Origin of the sequence: Frankia sp. CeD, from assembly GCF_000732115.1 — a bacterium.
Classification (GTDB): Bacteria; Actinomycetota; Actinomycetes; order Frankiales; family Frankiaceae; genus Frankia; species Frankia casuarinae.
In genome coordinates this window covers 80993-97416 of record NZ_JPGU01000004.1, presented here as the reverse complement: position 1 = coordinate 97416, position 16424 = coordinate 80993, and the positions used below count along the sequence as shown (strand labels likewise).

The 16424-nt window shown below is 72.5% G+C and carries 14 protein-coding genes; 11 read left to right on the top strand and 3 right to left on the bottom strand.

Going from position 1 to position 16424, the window contains the following annotated elements; all coding sequences use genetic code 11:
• The first annotated feature begins 285 nt into the window (after positions 1-285).
• The 5 genes from CED_RS04525 (at position 286) to CED_RS04505 (ending at position 3444) form a co-directional block, all read left to right on the top strand.
• Positions 286-1023 (top strand): hypothetical protein, encoded by a 738-nt coding sequence (locus tag CED_RS04525; protein ID WP_035908736.1) that lies wholly within the window; start codon positions 286-288, stop codon positions 1021-1023.
• Between the two features lie 74 nt (positions 1024-1097).
• On the top strand, positions 1098-1739 hold the full coding sequence (locus CED_RS21815; RefSeq protein ID WP_011435842.1) for an SAV_6107 family HEPN domain-containing protein: 642 nt from the start codon (positions 1098-1100) through the stop codon (positions 1737-1739).
• A gap of 82 nt (positions 1740-1821) precedes the next feature.
• On the top strand, positions 1822-1977 hold the full coding sequence (locus tag CED_RS24600; RefSeq protein ID WP_023840958.1) for a hypothetical protein: 156 nt from the start codon (positions 1822-1824) through the stop codon (positions 1975-1977).
• Between the two features lie 76 nt (positions 1978-2053).
• Positions 2054-2866, top strand: a complete 813-nt coding sequence (locus tag CED_RS04510) for a bifunctional 2-polyprenyl-6-hydroxyphenol methylase/3-demethylubiquinol 3-O-methyltransferase UbiG (RefSeq protein ID WP_035908735.1) — start codon at positions 2054-2056, stop codon at positions 2864-2866.
• Positions 2867-3033: 167 nt separating this feature from the next.
• Complete coding sequence (locus CED_RS04505; protein WP_011435844.1) at positions 3034-3444, top strand: DUF3040 domain-containing protein; 411 nt, start codon at positions 3034-3036, stop codon at positions 3442-3444.
• Here CED_RS04505 and CED_RS04500 read toward each other — a convergent pair.
• From CED_RS04500 to CED_RS04490, 3 genes are all read right to left on the bottom strand, one after another.
• Positions 3392-5959, bottom strand: coding sequence for a transglutaminaseTgpA domain-containing protein (locus CED_RS04500; protein WP_235186885.1), 2568 nt, complete (start codon positions 5957-5959; stop codon positions 3392-3394). The two genes, CED_RS04505 and CED_RS04500, sit on opposite strands and share 53 nt — an antisense overlap.
• Positions 5956-7359 (bottom strand): DUF58 domain-containing protein, encoded by a 1404-nt coding sequence (locus tag CED_RS25855; protein ID WP_035908834.1) that lies wholly within the window; start codon positions 7357-7359, stop codon positions 5956-5958. Before CED_RS25855 ends, CED_RS04500 begins: the two co-directional genes overlap by 4 nt.
• A 38-nt stretch (positions 7360-7397) precedes the next feature.
• Entirely contained in the window at positions 7398-8426 is a 1029-nt protein-coding gene (locus CED_RS04490) for a MoxR family ATPase (RefSeq protein WP_011435847.1), read from the bottom strand.
• Between the two features lie 460 nt (positions 8427-8886).
• Here CED_RS04490 and mraZ point away from each other — a divergent pair, with 460 nt between their 5' ends.
• The 6 genes from mraZ to murF all read left to right on the top strand — a co-directional run bounded on the left by mraZ (position 8887) and on the right by murF (position 16412).
• Positions 8887-9318, top strand: coding sequence for a division/cell wall cluster transcriptional repressor MraZ (gene mraZ, locus CED_RS04485; RefSeq protein WP_011435848.1), 432 nt, complete (start codon positions 8887-8889; stop codon positions 9316-9318).
• A gap of 223 nt (positions 9319-9541) precedes the next feature.
• Positions 9542-10528 (top strand): 16S rRNA (cytosine(1402)-N(4))-methyltransferase RsmH, encoded by a 987-nt coding sequence (gene rsmH / locus CED_RS04480; protein WP_035730593.1) that lies wholly within the window; start codon positions 9542-9544, stop codon positions 10526-10528.
• A complete protein-coding gene (locus CED_RS04475) occupies positions 10525-11295 on the top strand; it encodes a hypothetical protein (protein ID WP_023840961.1) in 771 nt (256 codons plus the stop codon). Before rsmH ends, CED_RS04475 begins: the two co-directional genes overlap by 4 nt.
• Before the next feature lie 86 nt (positions 11296-11381).
• Positions 11382-13304: a peptidoglycan D,D-transpeptidase FtsI family protein gene (locus tag CED_RS04470; RefSeq protein ID WP_369807784.1), complete on the top strand. Its 1923-nt coding sequence runs from the start codon at positions 11382-11384 to the stop codon at positions 13302-13304.
• 73 nt (positions 13305-13377) lie between these two features.
• Entirely contained in the window at positions 13378-15012 is a 1635-nt protein-coding gene (locus tag CED_RS04465; RefSeq protein WP_083969863.1) for a UDP-N-acetylmuramoyl-L-alanyl-D-glutamate--2,6-diaminopimelate ligase, read from the top strand.
• Entirely contained in the window at positions 15009-16412 is a 1404-nt protein-coding gene (murF, locus tag CED_RS04460; RefSeq protein WP_035908733.1) for a UDP-N-acetylmuramoyl-tripeptide--D-alanyl-D-alanine ligase, read from the top strand. The genes CED_RS04465 and murF overlap by 4 nt, the downstream gene beginning before the upstream one ends.
• Positions 16413-16424 lie beyond the last annotated feature (12 nt).

Genomic DNA, 16424 nt, shown 5'->3' with positions numbered 1-16424 from the left:
GGACATGGCGGCAACTACCGATCTGGAACGGCCCCCTGTCGTTTCCGCGTCAGGCCTGCTCCGGCGCCCGGTGTCCGGTGTCCGGTGCGACGCGGGTGGGGGTCCGACTCCGTGGGGTGTCGTGTGACCCGATCGCGGAATCCAGGTGTTCCGATCAACACATTCTCAATGGTTCTGGTGATTGTGCGTGCAGTGGGTGTTGATCGCTTGGAGGTGCACTGAGTCCACGAAATCGAGGCGGCAGACGGCCGGGAGACGGCCGGCGAGGCGGAGGGGGTTGGGAACATGGCGATCACGGTGCCCAGGAGCCTGGCGAGGCGGCCCGCGTCGGCGGCGGGCCCGGCGGTGACCCCGGCGGTGACCCCGGCGGTGACCCGGACCCGGACACCGCGGACGACGGCCGGGGCGGACCTTCTCCCGCGGCGGGCCGGCGGACTGCCGCACGAGCTGATCTTCCGGATCGAGTCGGTATCCCGGCACGCCTCGGTCCGGCACGTGCACGTCGAGACCGACGAGGGCGCGGTGCTGGCCGACTGGTGGTCGCGGGGCCGGGTCGAGCTGATGGCGGCCGGCCGGCCGTTCGTGCTGGAGACCGACCTCGACGGTTTCGGGATCCGTCTGGTCGAACCCATGGGACGGGTGCCCCTGGCCGCCTTCGAGCCAGGCCGCCACGGGGGCTGGGTGCGCCTGTCGGACGGTGCCACGCTGCGTTGGCTCAGGCCGACCCGCGGCGAGTTCGCCAGCGGGCTCGTGGGTCACCGTGATGTGAACATCATCCGGTTTGCGCTGGACGGAACGGCGCTTGTCGTGGCCGATCCGGATGCGCTCGACCCGAGGGTCACCCGGGTGGCCCGGACGACAGGTGCGGATTCGGGACATGTCTGTCGGGGGAAAGTCGCGGANCCGCGGCTGGGATGGGTTCCCGACGTGGTGGCCCTGCTCGTCCTCGGCNGGTTTCTTCGGGTGGTCGAGTCCGAGGTCGCCGGATCTGCTCGATCGCGTGTTCGATACCTCGATGCTTGACGGGCGGCGCTGGCGAGGGTTCACTACTTCGTGATCGAACCTATGTTCGAGACTCGGGAGGTGTTGTGACCACCGTGACCAGTCGGCCGATCAGTGGCTCGGACAGTGGCTCGGACCCGGCGGGAGGAGCGGCCCGCGGTAAGGGTGCGTTTGGCGGCCCCGGTGGATCCACCGGGCCGCACGGTGGATCCACCGGGCCGGTTGGACGGACCCTGGTGCCGGCGGCGGGGTTGCCTCGCCGCTCCCGCGACGATCTGTTGGTCGCCGCCCGGCGCGGTCTCGGTGAGGCCGAGTGCGCCCAGACGGCCGGGGAGCGCTACGCCCTCGCCCACCTCGCGGCGCTGCGGGCGGCGGCCGCTGTCCTGGCGGACCGGGCCCGGCCCCGTCCCGGTCGTCGCGGTCGGCCCGTGAGTGCCTGGTGCCTGCTTGTCCGGGTGGCCCCCGAGCTCGCGGAGTGGGCGGAGTTCTTCGCGGCGGGGGCCGCCCGGCGNTCGGCGGCCGAGGCCGGGCTGAAGGTAGTGACCAGGCGGGAGGCCGATGATCTGATCCGTCAGGTCGATCTGTTCGTCGGGGTTGTCGAGGGCGTACTGGGCCTCCCGTCCCAACCGATGATCGCCGGCACCGGTCCGGTCGGGCCTGGGGAGGTCACGATGGTCATGTCGCCGGGCCGAGGGCAGGCTGACCGTGGTCGGCCCGGCGGCGCCCCGGGTGGGTGACGAGCGGTTGCGTTTACGGTGAGCATCGGTCACTATCGGTTACCTTCCGAGGGGTAGTGGTTGGCGGAGCAGGAGATCATCGATGGTCCTCACCGGTTCTGAGCATCGGCACCGCGGCGCGCATCGGGCCGTGCCGTCCGCCGTTGCGCGTCGCAACATCTGGGTACTGCGGGTCGTAGGGCTGTCGGCTGGCGGGCTGGTCGTCGGGGTCGCCATAGGCCTCACCGTGGGTCGGTGACGCGCCTGGTCCTCCGGCGTGGGCGAGCGGGCTGACGGCGGCGCCGACGATGCCGGCGTGAGGAGGCGCGACGCGCATGACCAGCCATGTCACCGGCGCGGATCTGCGGCAGGCCGCGATCTGGCACGGCCTGCGGACGGTCCTGCCCGGATCGGCAGCGGGGGTTCCGGCCTGGTCGGTGGCCCCGACGGCCACAGCCATCCCGCCGATCATCGTTGACGCGGGCGGTGGGAGTGGTGGCTTCGCCGTACCCCTGGCGGTCGAGGGCTACCTGGTGATCGTCGTGGACCCGTCGCCGGACGCCCTGGCAGCGTTGCGCCGTCGCGCCGACGAACGGGGCGTCGCCGACCGGGTCACGGCCGAGCAGGGCGATCTGGCCGACCTGACCGGCATCGTCGGAGCCGAGACCGCCGATTTGTTGCTGTGCCACTCCGTCCTCGACGTCGTTGACGATCCCGAGGCCGCGCTGGCGGGGGCCCTGCGGGTGCTGCGCCCGGGAGGCGTTCTCAGCCTCGTCGTCGCGGGCCGGGCTGCCACGGTGCTCGCCCGCGCCCTGGCGGGTCGCTTCGAGCAGGCGCAGGCCGTGCTGACCGGCCAGGGCGCNGGGGCGCCCCGGACGCCCGCCGGGTTCACCACCGCCGAGATCGTCGCGCTGGTGAACGCGGCGGGCGCGGACGTCGTCGACGTCCACGGGGTGCGCGTGTTCGCCGACCTGGTCCCCGGGGCGCGGGTCGACTCCGATCCCTTCACCGCGCAGCGGCTGCTGCGCCTGGAACTGGCCGCGGCCGCCCTGGAGCCGTTCCGTGACCTCGCGGCACAGCTGCACGTGCTTGCCCGCCGTCGTGCCGCTGGTACCGCTCGCGAAGCCGGCGCCGCCGGGNTCCCGTGACCGTGGATTTCCCGGTATGAAAGACCCCAGTTCGGGCACGGACCAGGTGACGGGAATCGCTCGGTTCCAACCAGCATGACAGGTTGCCTACCGCNCCCGCCCGCACATGCCTATCCTTGGTTATCAGGTTCCGTCCGCCGGGCCTACAGGTCGTGGGAGGAGCGTCGATGCCGCTCTCGGAGAACGAGCAGCGCCTGCTGGAGCAGATCGAGCGCGCTCTCGTACAGGACGATCCAAAGTTTGCCAGTACCGTGCGTTCGACGGACCCCCGTACCTATCTGCTGCGCCGGGTGCGCCGCAGCGCGGTCGTCTTCGTCCTCGGTCTGGCCGTCCTGGTCGTCGGTGTGGTACTCAACCGGGTACCGCTGACGGTGATCCTCGGCATCCTCGGTTTCCTCATGATGTTGTTCGCCGCGCTGCGCGGTGCGGCAGACCTGCGCCGGATCAGCGGCCGTGACACCGGTCACCGGCGGCCGGGCGGCGTGCAGGGGGGATCGAAGCCGAAGCCGCGGGCTAGGGCTCCGTTCATGGAACGGGTCGAGGAGCGGTGGCGGCGGCGCTGGGAGGACCGTCCCTGACCGCGTCCAGCCAGTCCTGATTGTCCTGATTGTCTTCGTTCTGAACCGTGGTGGGCGTGGCGGGTCCGTCGTCCTTNCCNCCTCCCCNTCCCNTCCTCGACCNTCCGCGCGCCGAGGCCGGCGCGGCGCGCCGGAGAACCGATGCCGGGGCGATCCGCGCCAACATCCGCCTGGCCCGCGGTGCCAGCGCCAACAGCGTGGTGGTGGCCAGGACGACATCTTCGCTGAGGTCTGCGACGGACGGCGGCGCGGCCATCTCCGGCGGCGCGTAGCGGGCCCGCTCCTCCGCGGAGGCCAGTCGGGCGAGTGCCGCGCGGGCCTGCGGGTAGGTCGTGGGGGGCTCGCTGCCCCCGGACTGCCACGCAGACGGTTCCGGGCCGGATCCCGGAGCCTGTGCGGTGGTCGGCTCGGCGTCCAGGTAGGCGGTCAGCCGGGCCACTCCGGCCCGCGGCGAGTCGTTCGGCCGGATCATGATTCCCAGGTCCGCGGCGACGTCCAGCAGTTCCGCCCAGGCGTCGTGGNCCCGTTCCNCCGTCGCCCCAGACGGATCTGGGGGATCGTCTTCGGCCGGGCGCAGCCGGACCCGCCTCCGCCGGATCCGGATGATCGCCGGAACGGCTAGCAGGCCCAGGACGGGCAGGGCAGCGCACAGCCAGACCACCCAGGAGGGAATTTCGGTGGAGGTCGATGCGTCGTCACCTGACCGCGCAGCGCCCATCGCGGTCGGATCGTCGCCGGGAGCCGGCGTGGAGGTATCCGGCACGGGCACCGGCTCGGGCACTGCCTGCGGTTCGGCCTGAGCCTGCTCTTCCGGCAGGGCGGCGTCGTTGTCGGGGTCCTCGGGCCCGGCGGGGGCGTAGGACGGCGCCGAGGTGGTTCCGTCGCTGCGGCGGGNCGGCTCGAAGCTGATCCAGCCGATCGACGGGAACCAGACCTCGGGCCAGGCGTGCGCCTGCCGGTTGGTGATGACGTAGCTGCCGTCGCTCTGCCGCTCCCCGGGGACGAAGCCGATCGCGACCCGGGCGGGTAGGCCCAGTATCCGCACCATGACCGTCATGGCCGAGGCGAACTGTTCGCAGTAGCCGCGGTGGGTGTCGAACAGGAACTGGCTGAGCGCGCCCTCCTGCGTGGTGGGGGCGCCCCGGAGGTCGTAGGTGAACTGCGGCCCCCGCAGGTATTCCTGGATCGCGTACACCTTTTCATAGGGGGTGCGCGCACCCGCGGTCACGGCCTTGGTGAGCTGACGCAGCTGGGGATCGAGATTGTCAGGGAGCGCGGTCGCGACGCCGAGCGAGTCCGGGATCGGCCCGGTCGCGGCCTGAAGCTGCGCGCTTGTGGGATTCGGCACCACCGCGTCCACCTGGTAGTGCGCGTTCGCCGTCGAGGTCCGGGTCGAGAAGATCGTGCCTGTCGGGCTCGCCAGCCGCCAGTCGCCGGTCAGCCCCTCGATCCGGATTGGGATGCCCGGAACCGGCAGATACAGCTCGTTGAACCGCCCGGTGACGGCCACCTCCGCACGCACCGACTGGGTAGCGCCGCCCGTCCGTGGTTTCGGTAATCCCTCGCTGACCCGGTCTTCCCGGGTGGCATTCAACGCCCGCAGGGTGAACAGTTGGCCGTCGAAGTTCTCCAGCGCCGTCAGTCGCAGATACTTCGGCTCGTCGGAGCGCAGCCGAAGCAGGGGCACCTCCGTGCTGGCGTGCAGCTGCTGGCTCACCGAGACGATCGGCTGCACGACGCTGGCCGAACTCGGACCGTCCCCGGCACCGGATCCACCCTTGCGCGACACCAGTCCCTCGCCGTCAAGGGACGGCAGGCCAAGCGGCACCACGATCGCGGCGACCAGCGCGGTGACGGCGACCCCGAGCGCGCCCACGGCGATGCGACCGCCGAACATCTCGACGCCAGCCCTCCGCTGGTCGGAGACGGTCCGGCCCCATCGCTCGTACGCCAACCGCCCGTCGAGCAGGAGCAGGGCGATGAAGCTCACCGCGCCGAGCAGGAAGGGCACCACGCCGACCCCCCCGGGCAGAATCGCCGCCGACACCGCATACAGCGCCAGCAGCGGAAGGCCGCCGAGCGTCGGGTGGTCGAACTTCACCACGATCAGATCGACGATCATCACCAGGAGGTAGACGCCGATCACCGTGAGGACCACCAGGCCCGGCCGGGCGGGCACCGGCGCGGCCAGCCGTGAGATGTCGGAGCCGCCGGCGGAGATGAGCGTGTGCAGCGTCTCGACCGTGGTGGCGGTCGGCAGGAAGCCCAGCAACGCCGTCGACCGCGCGGACAGCACGGTGACGGTGCCGATGAGGCCGACCAGACTGAGCAGGATCTCGGCCGCCGCCGGCAGCCGGAGCAGGCGGCTCGCCACCCCCGTCCCGACGGCCACGGTCGTGGCAACGAGCACCGGCCCGAACCACCAGAGGACACCCTCGAACAGACGGGTCAGCGCGCTGGTGGACAGCAGACAGGCGACGGTGGCGATCACTGTGGGCACCGGGCGGGCGTTCACGGCACCGACCGTCCGCCGGTGTGGAGATCGCCGGTGAGTCCCGTCGCCCCGGTGAGTCCCGTCGCCCCGGTGAGTCCCACGGTCCTGGTGAGTCCCGCGGCCCCGGGACGTCCGGAGACTCCGGCGGCACCCGGGGCACCGACGCCGCCCGGGCCCCGGGCCCGGGCGGCGACCCGCGGCCACATCGCCGCGAGGCTGGTGCCCGCCGCCGCGCCGAGGACCGCCCAGCCGGCGCGGGTGAGCACCGCGTGCGTCGTTTCGAGGTCGGCGGCGATCTTCGGGGCCGCCGCGGCGGTGCTCCAGCTGGCCACGTTGACGAGCACCGCGATCGCCGGGGCGCTGCGGGGCCGCAGCCCGGCCAGCGCGGTGGCGGTGGGCGCATCGGTGCGGCCGAGGACGGCGACGAACATGCCGCCGCGATCGACTCGCCCGCGGCCGGCCGCGAGCGCTGGGTACAGGGACTCGGTGGGGGCGGGCGTCAGCGTCGAAAGCTCGTCAAGGAGCCCGCCGACGGTACCCTCCGCGGCGATGGCCGCCAGCCCCTGATCGGTCAGCAGCCGGACCCGGTACCCGCCCCGGACGAGGTGGACGCCGATCGCCCCGACCGCGCTCACCGCCCACTCGAACGACGCTGACGGGCCCCCGTCAGGCCACGCCCGGGCCCGAGTGTCGATCAGGATGGTCGCCCCGCCCGTCCGCGGGTGCTCCTCGCGCCGGACCATCAGCTCGCCGCGGCGGGCGGTCGTCTTCCAGTGCACCTTGCGCAGGTCGTCGCCGGACCGGTACGGACGGGTCGTCGTCTCGTCCTCACCCACGAGCCCGGTCGCGCGGCGCAGCTCGGTGCTGACGCGCGCGGCACCGGTCGGGCGGGCCGGCGGCAGCCGCTCGATCGGGGGGGCCACGACCAGTTCGTCCAGGCTGCGGAAACTGCGCGACAGTTCGCACAGCCCGAACGGGTCACCGAGGCGGATCGCCATCGGTCCGATCTGGTAGCGGCCGCGCATCCCCGCGTGGAGGACATAGGACAGGTCCCGGCTGCCACCGGGCTCGATCCGGTCGAGTACGAACCGGGCCCCGCCGCCCAGCCCGTCCGCGGCAGCGTCCTCCAGCAGGAGCACCGACGACGGCGACCGGCTGACGTTCTCCAGCCTGATCTGGACCGAGACCCGGTCCCCGGCGGTCACCCGGCTCGGTTCGAGCCGGCGGGTGCAGGCGAGCCGGTAGCGGGTCCGGCAGACGAAGGCCGCCGCGAGCACGGGGAGGAGCATGACGAGCAGGCCGATCCGCAGCAGGTCCTGCTCGCCGAGCACGGCCGCGGACGCCGCGCAGGCGATGCCGGCGGCGACGAACGACCGGCCGCGGATCGTCAGGCCACGCAGCGCCGCGACAAAGTCACGCACCCGGAGGTTCCGCACCCGGAGGNTCCGCACACGGAGCTCTAACGGCCGTGCCGGGTCGGGCGTGCCGTACCGGGGCGAAGGATCGGAATCCGGCGCAGGACGTCGGTCAGGATGCGGGCGGCGACCTCGATCGTCGGCTCCCCGGAGAGCATGATCTCGGGGTGCAGCAGTAGGCGGTGCGCCATGACCGGGACAGCCATCTCCTGAACGTCGTCGGGGAGGACGAAACCGCGCTGGTCCAGGGCCGCGCGGGCCCGGGCAGCACGGATGAGATGCAGCGCCGCCCGGGGGGACGCGCCGAGCGCGATCTCGGGATGCGTGCGGGTCCCGCCGACCAGGTCGACGATGTAGTGGCGCACCTCGGGCGAGACGTGCACCGTGCGGACGAGTGCGATCAGCTTGGCGATCTCGGCGGCGTCGGTGACCGGGGTGATGCCGGCCAGCGGGTTGGCGTTGCCGTGGCTGTCGAGCATCTCCAGCTCGGCCGCGGGGGAGGGGTAGCCCATCGAGATCCGGGCGGTGAAACGGTCGCGCTGGGCCTCCGGCAACGCCCGGGTGCCCTCCATCTCCACCGGGTTCTGGGTCGCGATCACCATGAAGGGTGACTCGAGCCGGTAGGTGACGCCGTCGACCGTGACCTGGTGTTCTTCCATGCATTCGAGGAGCGCCGACTGCGCCTTCGGCTCGGCGCGGTTGATCTCGTCGCCGACGACGATGTTGGCGAACACCGGGCCGGGACGGAACTCGAAGTCACGGGTGCCCTGGTTGTAGATGCTGACTCCGGTGACGTCGCCGGGGAGCAGGTCCGGAGTGAACTGGATGCGGCGCACCCGGGCATCGATGGACCGTGCGAGGGCCTTGGCGAGCATGGTCTTGCCGACCCCGGGGACGTCCTCGATCAGCAGATGACCCTCGGACAGCAGCACGACCAGGGCCGTCGTGATCGCCTCGGACTTGCCGTCGATGACCGTCTCGACGCTGGTCCGCACTCGATTGGTGACGTCGGCGAGATGGCCGATGTCGGTCACCGGGTCACGCCAGTGCAGAAGACCAGGGTCGGTCACCACGAGGTTGGCCCCCCTCCGGGTGTCGAGTGTCGGGATGCGTCGCGCGTCGGGATGCGCGGACCCGGCCCCGGTGGGACCTGTCCCCCCCCGAGTGTGACATCCACCGCGGGCGCGCAGGCCGTGGTGGTCGAGGAAACATGCCTCGAAGCGGAACCCGACAGGAGATTGAGGGGTAGGTGTCCGTAGCTGACCGGCCTCGCCGGGACGGCGAGTGAGACCAAATGTTCCTTCGCCCACCAGAGTCATTTGTACTGATTTTTTGCGATTTATACCACCTTCTTCTTAGGTATCGCGGGCGACCCCCGATAGAGGGGGTTCGGTGGGGTGGTGCGGGGTGTTGAGGGGGTGTCGGGTGGGGGGGAGTGGGGTAGAGTGGCGCGCAGTGGGGGACAGCAGCTTACGGGTGGCCGTCGCGGGGTGACCTGTCGCTGTCTTCCTCGCAGTGGCGAGGAGGTTGCCGGTGTTTCTCGGCAGCCACGCGCCGCGGCTCGACGACAAAGGGCGACTGACGCTGCCCGCGAAATTCCGCGACGAGTTGGAGGGGGGGCTTGTGATCACCAAGGGGCAGGAACGCTGCCTGTACGTCTTTCCGATGGCGGAGTTCACTCGGATCAGCGAGTCCCTCCGTACCGTTCCGGTTACCGCAAAGGCGTTGCGTGACTACAGTCGGGTGTTCTTCTCCTCGGCCGCGGACGACGTGCCGGACCGGCAGGGGCGGATCACGGTTCCGGCTCCGCTGCGGTCCTACGCGGGCTTGATGCGCGACTGCGTGGTCAATGGGGCCAACACCCGGATTGAGATCTGGGATGCCCAGCGGTGGCAGGCCTACCTGGAAAGCCAGGAGGAGAGCTTCGCCGAGCTGTCCGAGGAGGTCCTGCCCGGAGTGATCTGAGCTGCCTTGGGTTCATGGATCCGGGTGCTCCGCGGGCTCGCCACGCGCACCGTCCCCTCCGGCTGTCCCTTCCCCGGCGGCCGGCATCCGGGACGTACGCGAGGGCGGTCGGCCCCGGTCACCCGACCCGGGCCCGCCGCCCGGTGGCTTCCGCCGACGAAGCCCCCATGCCCGTCAGCACATCTGAAGACGAGGTCCACGAGCGGTCGAGGGAGGCTCAGCACTGAACGCCACACATACGCCTGTGCTGACCGACCGTGTACTGACTTTGTTGGCTCCCGCCCTGCGGGCATCCGGAGCGATCGTGGTGGACGCGACGGTGGGTCTCGGTGGGCATGCCGCGGCTGTGCTCACGGCCTTCCCGCACGTACGGCTGGTGGGGCTCGACCGCGACCCCGACGCCCTGGAGCGCAGCGGTGAGCGGCTGCACGGGCTCGCCCCCGGNCGGGTGGAGCTCGTCCACGCCGTCTACGACGAGGTGGCCGAGATCCTGGACCGGCTCGGTCATCCGGTGGTGCAGGGCATCCTGTTCGACCTCGGCGTGTCGTCGTTGCAGCTGGACACGGACGACCGTGGGTTCGCCTACTCCCGGGACGCGCCGCTGGACATGCGGATGGACCAGACACGGGGCAGGACGGCCGCCGACGTCCTCAACACCTACGATGCCGACGCGCTGACCCGCATCCTGCGGGAATACGGCGAGGAGCGCTTCGCCCGCCGCATCGCCGGTGCGATCGTCCAGGCCAGGGCCGTCACCCCGTTCGCCACCTCGGCGCGGCTCGCCGACCTGGTACGCGACGCCATCCCGGCGCCGGCCCGGCGGACCGGCGGCAATCCGGCAAAACGCACTTTCCAGGCGTTACGTATCGAGGTCAACGCCGAACTCGACGTGCTCGCCCGGGCGTTGCCCGCGGCCTTCGACGCGCTGGCCGTGTCCGGCCGGCTCGTCGTCCTGTCGTACCACTCGCTTGAGGACCGGCTGGTCAAGCGGCAACTNCGCGGCTACGCGGAGGCCTCGGTCCCGCCGGACCTGCCGGTGGTGCCCGAGGGCGCGGGCCCCAGGTTGCGCTGGTTGACCCGAGGTGCGGAACCGGCGAGCGAGACCGAGAAGGCCGAGAACCCGCGGGCGGCCTCCGTCCGCCTGCGTGCCGTCGAACGTACCGCGCCGAACCCGGACCACACCCGGAAACCGACCGGAGGTGCATCGTGACCGCTCCCGCGCAGCCGCTCGCCCGCGCCGGGCGTTCCGGTTCCGCCTCCGCCCGGACCGGCTCCGCCCGGACCGGCTCCGGGCAAGGGGGCCCTGGGCGGATGACAAGCGCCCCGACCCCCTCGACGGGGCGGCCCGCGGCCCGCTCGGCCGCCGCGACCGCTCCGGCCATCGGCCCGCAGCCGCGCCGGGCGTCGAGCCGGGCGCGGCTCGCGGTGGTCCGGCCTGCGCCGGACGGGGGCCGCAAGGGTCCCTTCGTCGTGTTGCTGCTGGTCCTGCTGGGCGCTGGTCTGCTCTGCCTGCTGCTGCTGAACCTGGCGTTGATGGAGAACTCGTTCCAGGCCAACACTCTGCGCAATCGGGCGTCCGCCCTGGCCGACGAGGAACAGGCGCTGTCGGTGCATGCCGACCAGCTCTCCGATCCGGCGTCGCTGGCCGCGCAGGCCTCCCGCTACGGCATGATCCCCGGCGGGATACCGGAATACCTTCCGCCGGGCGCTCCGCTGCCCGTTGGTTCCCGGACCCTGGCCCGGGAACCGGGCAGCGGATCCGTCATCATCGTCGTGCCCGCATCGCCCGGCCCGAGCCCGGCCGGCGGTCCCGGGAAGACCGGCGGTCCCGGGAAGAACGGTCAGCCAGCGGCCGGCGCGACGGCGGGTGGTGCCGGCGGAACCGCTCACGCCCACCTTCCCGCCACCGGGGCGAACGCTGCCGCGGCCGGTGGTGCCGCGATCGGGGCGGCGGGAAAGGCCGGAGCCGGGCAGTGAGCTCGACGCCCCCGGGCTCCCCTCAGCGCGGCCGCGGACGGCTACGCCTTGTTCCTCCACCGCCACCTTCAGTGTATGGCGGTCGGTTGCGGAGGGATGTCGACGACCCGGGTCGGGCGGTCGGCGACGGGCCCGGTGCGGACGAGTACGGCGACGAGGAGCACGACGGCCGGTATCCGGGCGGCCGGTATGTGGGCCGGCCAGGCTCGGTGCCCTGGCGTCCCGGTCGGGTCAGCCGGCCGCGGCACCCCCCGGCTCGTCGCGCCTACCGGCTGGGCAGCCCGCGTCGGCGGCTGCGGGTGTCCATCGTGCTCATGTGCGCGGTCCTCAGTGTCCTCGGGCTGCGCCTGACCCAGCTGCAGGGTTTCTCCGCCTCCACCTACGCGGCCCAGGCCGAGGCCCAGCGGCTGCGGACCATCGTGCTGCCCGCGGCGCGTGGCGCCATCACCGACCGGGCGGGCCACACGCTCGCGCAGTATGTCGAGCTGCGGGCCGTCTACGCGAACCCGACGAACGTCAGGGACATCGCGGGGACGGCCGCGAAGCTCGCGCCGGTCCTCGACGACAGCACCGAGGCGTTGCGCAGACGGCTTACCACCGACCCGGCCGAGCACATCAAGTTCGTCTACCTCGCCCGCGGGCTCACTCCGGACGTGGCGGAGAAGGTCAGCGCCCTGGGGCTGCGCGGTATCGGCATCACCGAGGAACGCGGACGCACCTACCCGTCCCGGGAACTGGCCGCGAACGTCATCGGGTTCATGCGGCACGGCGATGGTGACATCCTCGAGGGCGGCGGCGGGCTGGAGCTGGCGTATGACGAGGTGCTGCGCGGTACCGACGGCCTTCGCCGACTGGAGGCGAACCCGGCGGGCATCGAGATCCCCTCGGGCCAGAGCCGCGAGAAGGACCCGATCCCGGGTTCTTCGCTGCGCCTGACCCTCGAGCGGGACATCCAGTGGAACGCCCAGAACGCGATCGCCGACGCGGTCCGTACCTCCGAGGCCGACGGCGGCACGGCCGTCGTGATGGACCCCCGCACCGGGGACATCCTCGCGATGGCCGACGCGCCGCAGTTCGACCCGAACAACATCACCGCCCGGGACACCCCGGCGCTGGGCAATCGGTCCACGCGGGACGCCTACGAGCCCGGCAGCGTCAACAAAGTGATCACGATGGCCGCGGCGCTGGACCGCGGTCTGATCNCCTCCGAGACCCCGATGACCATCCCGCCGTTCATCACCCGGGGTGGGGTACGCATCGAGGACTCCGAGCCGCACGGCGTCGAACATCTCACCGCCGCCGGCGTCCTGGCCCGCTCCAGCAACATCGGCACCGTGGAGATCTCCGAGCGGGTCGGGCGGATCGGGCTGGAGCAGGCGCTGCGCTCGTTCGGGCTCGGTGCCCGCACGGGTCTGAACTTCCCCGGCGAGGGCGCCGGCCTGCTGCCGGCAGCCCGGGACTGGTCGGGCAGCCAGGCCGCCACCATTTCCTACGGGCAGGGCATGTCGGCGACGGCGCTCCAGATGGCCTCGGTGTACGCGACTATCGCGAACGGCGGTGTTCGCGTGACCCCGCGGCTTGTCGACGCCATCACCNGTCCGGNCGGCGTCGTCAAGGNGACTCCCCAACCGCCTGGTCAGCGCGTCGTCAGCGCGCAGACCGCGGCCACGCTCACCCGGATGCTCGAGGCGGTGGCGACGAACGAGGGCACGGCGCCGCTTGCCGAGGTTCCCGGTTACCGGGTGGCCGGCAAGACGGGCACCGCCAAACGGCCCGACCCGGTGCACGGCGGTTACCAGGGCTACGTTCCCTCGTTCATCGGGTTCGCCCCGGCGGATGATCCGCGGGTGGTGGTGGAGATCGTCCTGGACAACCCGAAGAAGGGTTACTTCGGCGGTCAGGTCGCCGCGCCCGTGTTCCAACGTGTCATGTCCTTCGCGTTGACCACCCTCGGCGTGCCACAGCCGATCACCAGGCCCGCACCGCTCCTGCTCGACCTGGACAGATGATCGCGATCCGCGCCGGGACGTGGTGGGCGGGGAAGGTCGGCTGGACCACCGCCGTGCCCGGGCGCCCGTGGGGATGGCCGTGCCCGCCCCCACTAAGGTCGTGACCGTGACCTCTCCGGCACCTCGACCGGCTGCCCCGCCCGCGTGCAGCCTCGCCGATCTGCGCGCGGTGCTCGCGGCCGTGGCGCCCGTCCCGGAGCCGGCGGCGTTCGCGGGTGCGGGACATTCGCCGTCGGACACACATGCGGACACACATGCGGACACGGACACGGACGTGATCGTGCATGGCGTCACCCACGACTCGCATGCGGTCCGGCCGGGCGACCTCCACGCGGCACTGCCCGGTGCCCACACGCACGGTGCGGCCTTCGCGGCCGCCGCGGTGGCCGGCGGCGCCGTCGCCGTGCTCACCGACGCCGAGGGCGCCCGCCGGATCGCGGCCATGCCGCCCGGCCCCCCCGGGGAAGTCCCGGTGCTTGTCAGCGACGATCCACGGCGCGACCTCGCCCCGGTGGCGGCGAGGATCTACGGTGATCCCTCTGCGGCGCTGCGCCTGCTCGGCGTCACCGGCACCAACGGGAAGACGACCACGGCCTTCCTGCTCGACGCCGGGCTGCGCGCCGCCGGCCACACCACGGGCCTGATCGGCACGATCGAGACCCGGATCGCCGACGAACGGCTGGCCTCCGCCCGCACCACCCCGGAGGCGAGCGACCTGCAGGCCCTGCTCGCCACGATGGTCGAGCGTGGCGTGGGGGCCGCCACGATGGAGGTGTCCAGCCACGCGCTGGCCCTGCACCGGGCCGACGCCCTGCACTTCGCCGGGGCCGTGTTCACCAACCTCAGCCAGGACCATCTGGACTTCCACTCCTCCATGGAGGACTACTTCGCGGCGAAGGCGTCCCTGTTCGACCCGGCCCGGACCGCCGTCGCGGTGATCGGCGTGGCGGACCGGTGGGGCCGCCGGCTCGCCGAACGGCATCCCGGCGCGATCACGTTCGCCGTCGAGGGGCCGGCCGACTGGACGGCCCGGGACGTCTCCTACGGGCCGACCGGCACACTGCTGCGCGCCGAGGGTCCGGACGGGCTGCGGGTGGATCTGTCCGTGCCGCTGCCCGGCGCCTTTAACGTCGCCAACACGCTCGGCGCGCTGGCGCTGCTCGTCGCCATCGGGGTCCCCCCGGCCACGGCGGCGGCGGGGATCGGCTCCCTGCCCGGGGTGCCCGGCCGGATGGAGCGGGTCGACGCCGGCCAGCCGTTCCTGGCCCTGGTCGACTTCGCGCACACCCCGGACGCGGTCACGACGCTGCTCGAGACGGTTCGCCCGCTGGTGAAGGGCAGGGTCATCGTCGTGCTCGGCTGCGGTGGCGACCGCGACCGCGGCAAGCGCCCGCTGATGGGGGCCGCCGCGGCGACACTCGCCGACGTCGCGATCCTCACGAACGACAATCCGCGCTCGGAGGATCCGGCGGAGATCCTCGCCCAGATGCTCGCCGGGGTCACGGCGCTGTCGGCCTCGGCCACGGTCTTGGTCGAACCGGACCGCGCCGCGGCCATCGCGGCCGCCGTGGCCGAGGCCGGACCTCAGGACGCCGTCGTTGTCGCCGGCAAGGGTCATGAGTCGGGCCAGGAACAGGCGGGGGNGGNGACCCCCTTCGACGATCGGGTCGCCCTGCGCGCCGCGCTCTCCTCGGTGGAGAGGAGATGATCCCGCTGACCCTGGCCGAGGTCGCGTCGGCGACCGGCGGCCGGCTCGACGCGGTGCCCGACCCGGGCGTCACGGTGCGTTCGGTCGTCGTCGACTCCCGCGAGGTCCGCGACGGCGCCTTGTTCGTCGCCCTGGCTGGCAGCCGGGTCGACGGGCACGACTTCGCCGCCGCCGCCGTCGCCGCCGGCGCGTCCGCCGTGCTCGCCGCCCGGTCGGTGGGCGAGCCGGCCGTCATCGTTCCCGATCCGCCTTCGGCGCTCGCCGCGCTCGCCGCGTACGTCCGTGATCTGGCCGCCGCCACCGTGGTCGCCGTGACCGGGTCGGCGGGCAAGACGACGACCAAGGACCTGCTCGCCGACGTGCTGGGCGGGCTCGCCCCGACGGTGGCCGCGCCCGGCTCCTTCAACAACGAGATCGGACTGCCGCTGACGCTGCTGCGCACCGAGCCGGACACGGCGTTCGTCGTCCTGGAGATGGGTGCCCGCGGTCCGGGGCACATCGCCACCCTCTGCGCGGTAGCCCGCCCGGCTGTGGGGGTGGTCCTCAACGTCGGCAGTGCCCACCTGGGCGANTACGCCGACGGCCGGCTGGGGATCGCCGCGGCCAAGGGCGAGCTTGCCGAGGCCGCGAGCGAGGCCGTCGTGCTCAACGCCGATGACCCGCTGGTCGCGGCGATGGCGGTTCGGACGACGGCCGAAGTGATCACTTTCGGGGAGGGTGGACGGGCCGACGTGCGGGCCGGTGCCGTCGATGTCGACCGGCTGGGCCGCGCCTCGTTCGACCTGCTGGCGCACGGCGAGCACCATCGGGTGACCCTCGGGCTCGTCGGCGCGCACCAGGTGCCGAACGCGNTGGCCGCGGCGGCCGTCGCGATCCGGCTGGGGCTGTCCCCGGACCGGGTCGCCGCGGCGCTGTCCGCCGCCCGCCCGCGCAGCCGGTGGCGGATGGAGGTGACCTCCACCGCGGCCGGGGTGGTGGTCGTCAACGACGCCTACAACGCGAACCCGGAGTCGATGCGGGCGGCGCTGAAGGCGTTGGTGGACATGCGGGGGAAGGGCCGGGCGTTCGCGGTGCTCGGTCCGATGGGGGAACTCGGTGACGCCGCCGCCGCCGAGCACGACGTGCTCGGCCGGTTCGCGGTCCGCCTNGGGGTCGATCGACTGATCGNGGTGGGTCCGGCGGCCCGCCATATCCACCTGGGCGCCTCGCTGGAAGGCTCCTGGGACGGGGAGTCGGTGGAGGTGACCGACGCCGAGGAGGCGGTGGCCCTGGTGGCCGCGCAGGCCGGACCGGACGACGTGGTACTGGTCAAGGCCAGCCGGTCCTTCGGTCTGGAGCGCGTCGCCGAGGCGTTGGTGACCAGATTCGGCGTCCTCGGCGCCGGGATCGAGGGGACATGACGGCGGACGGCT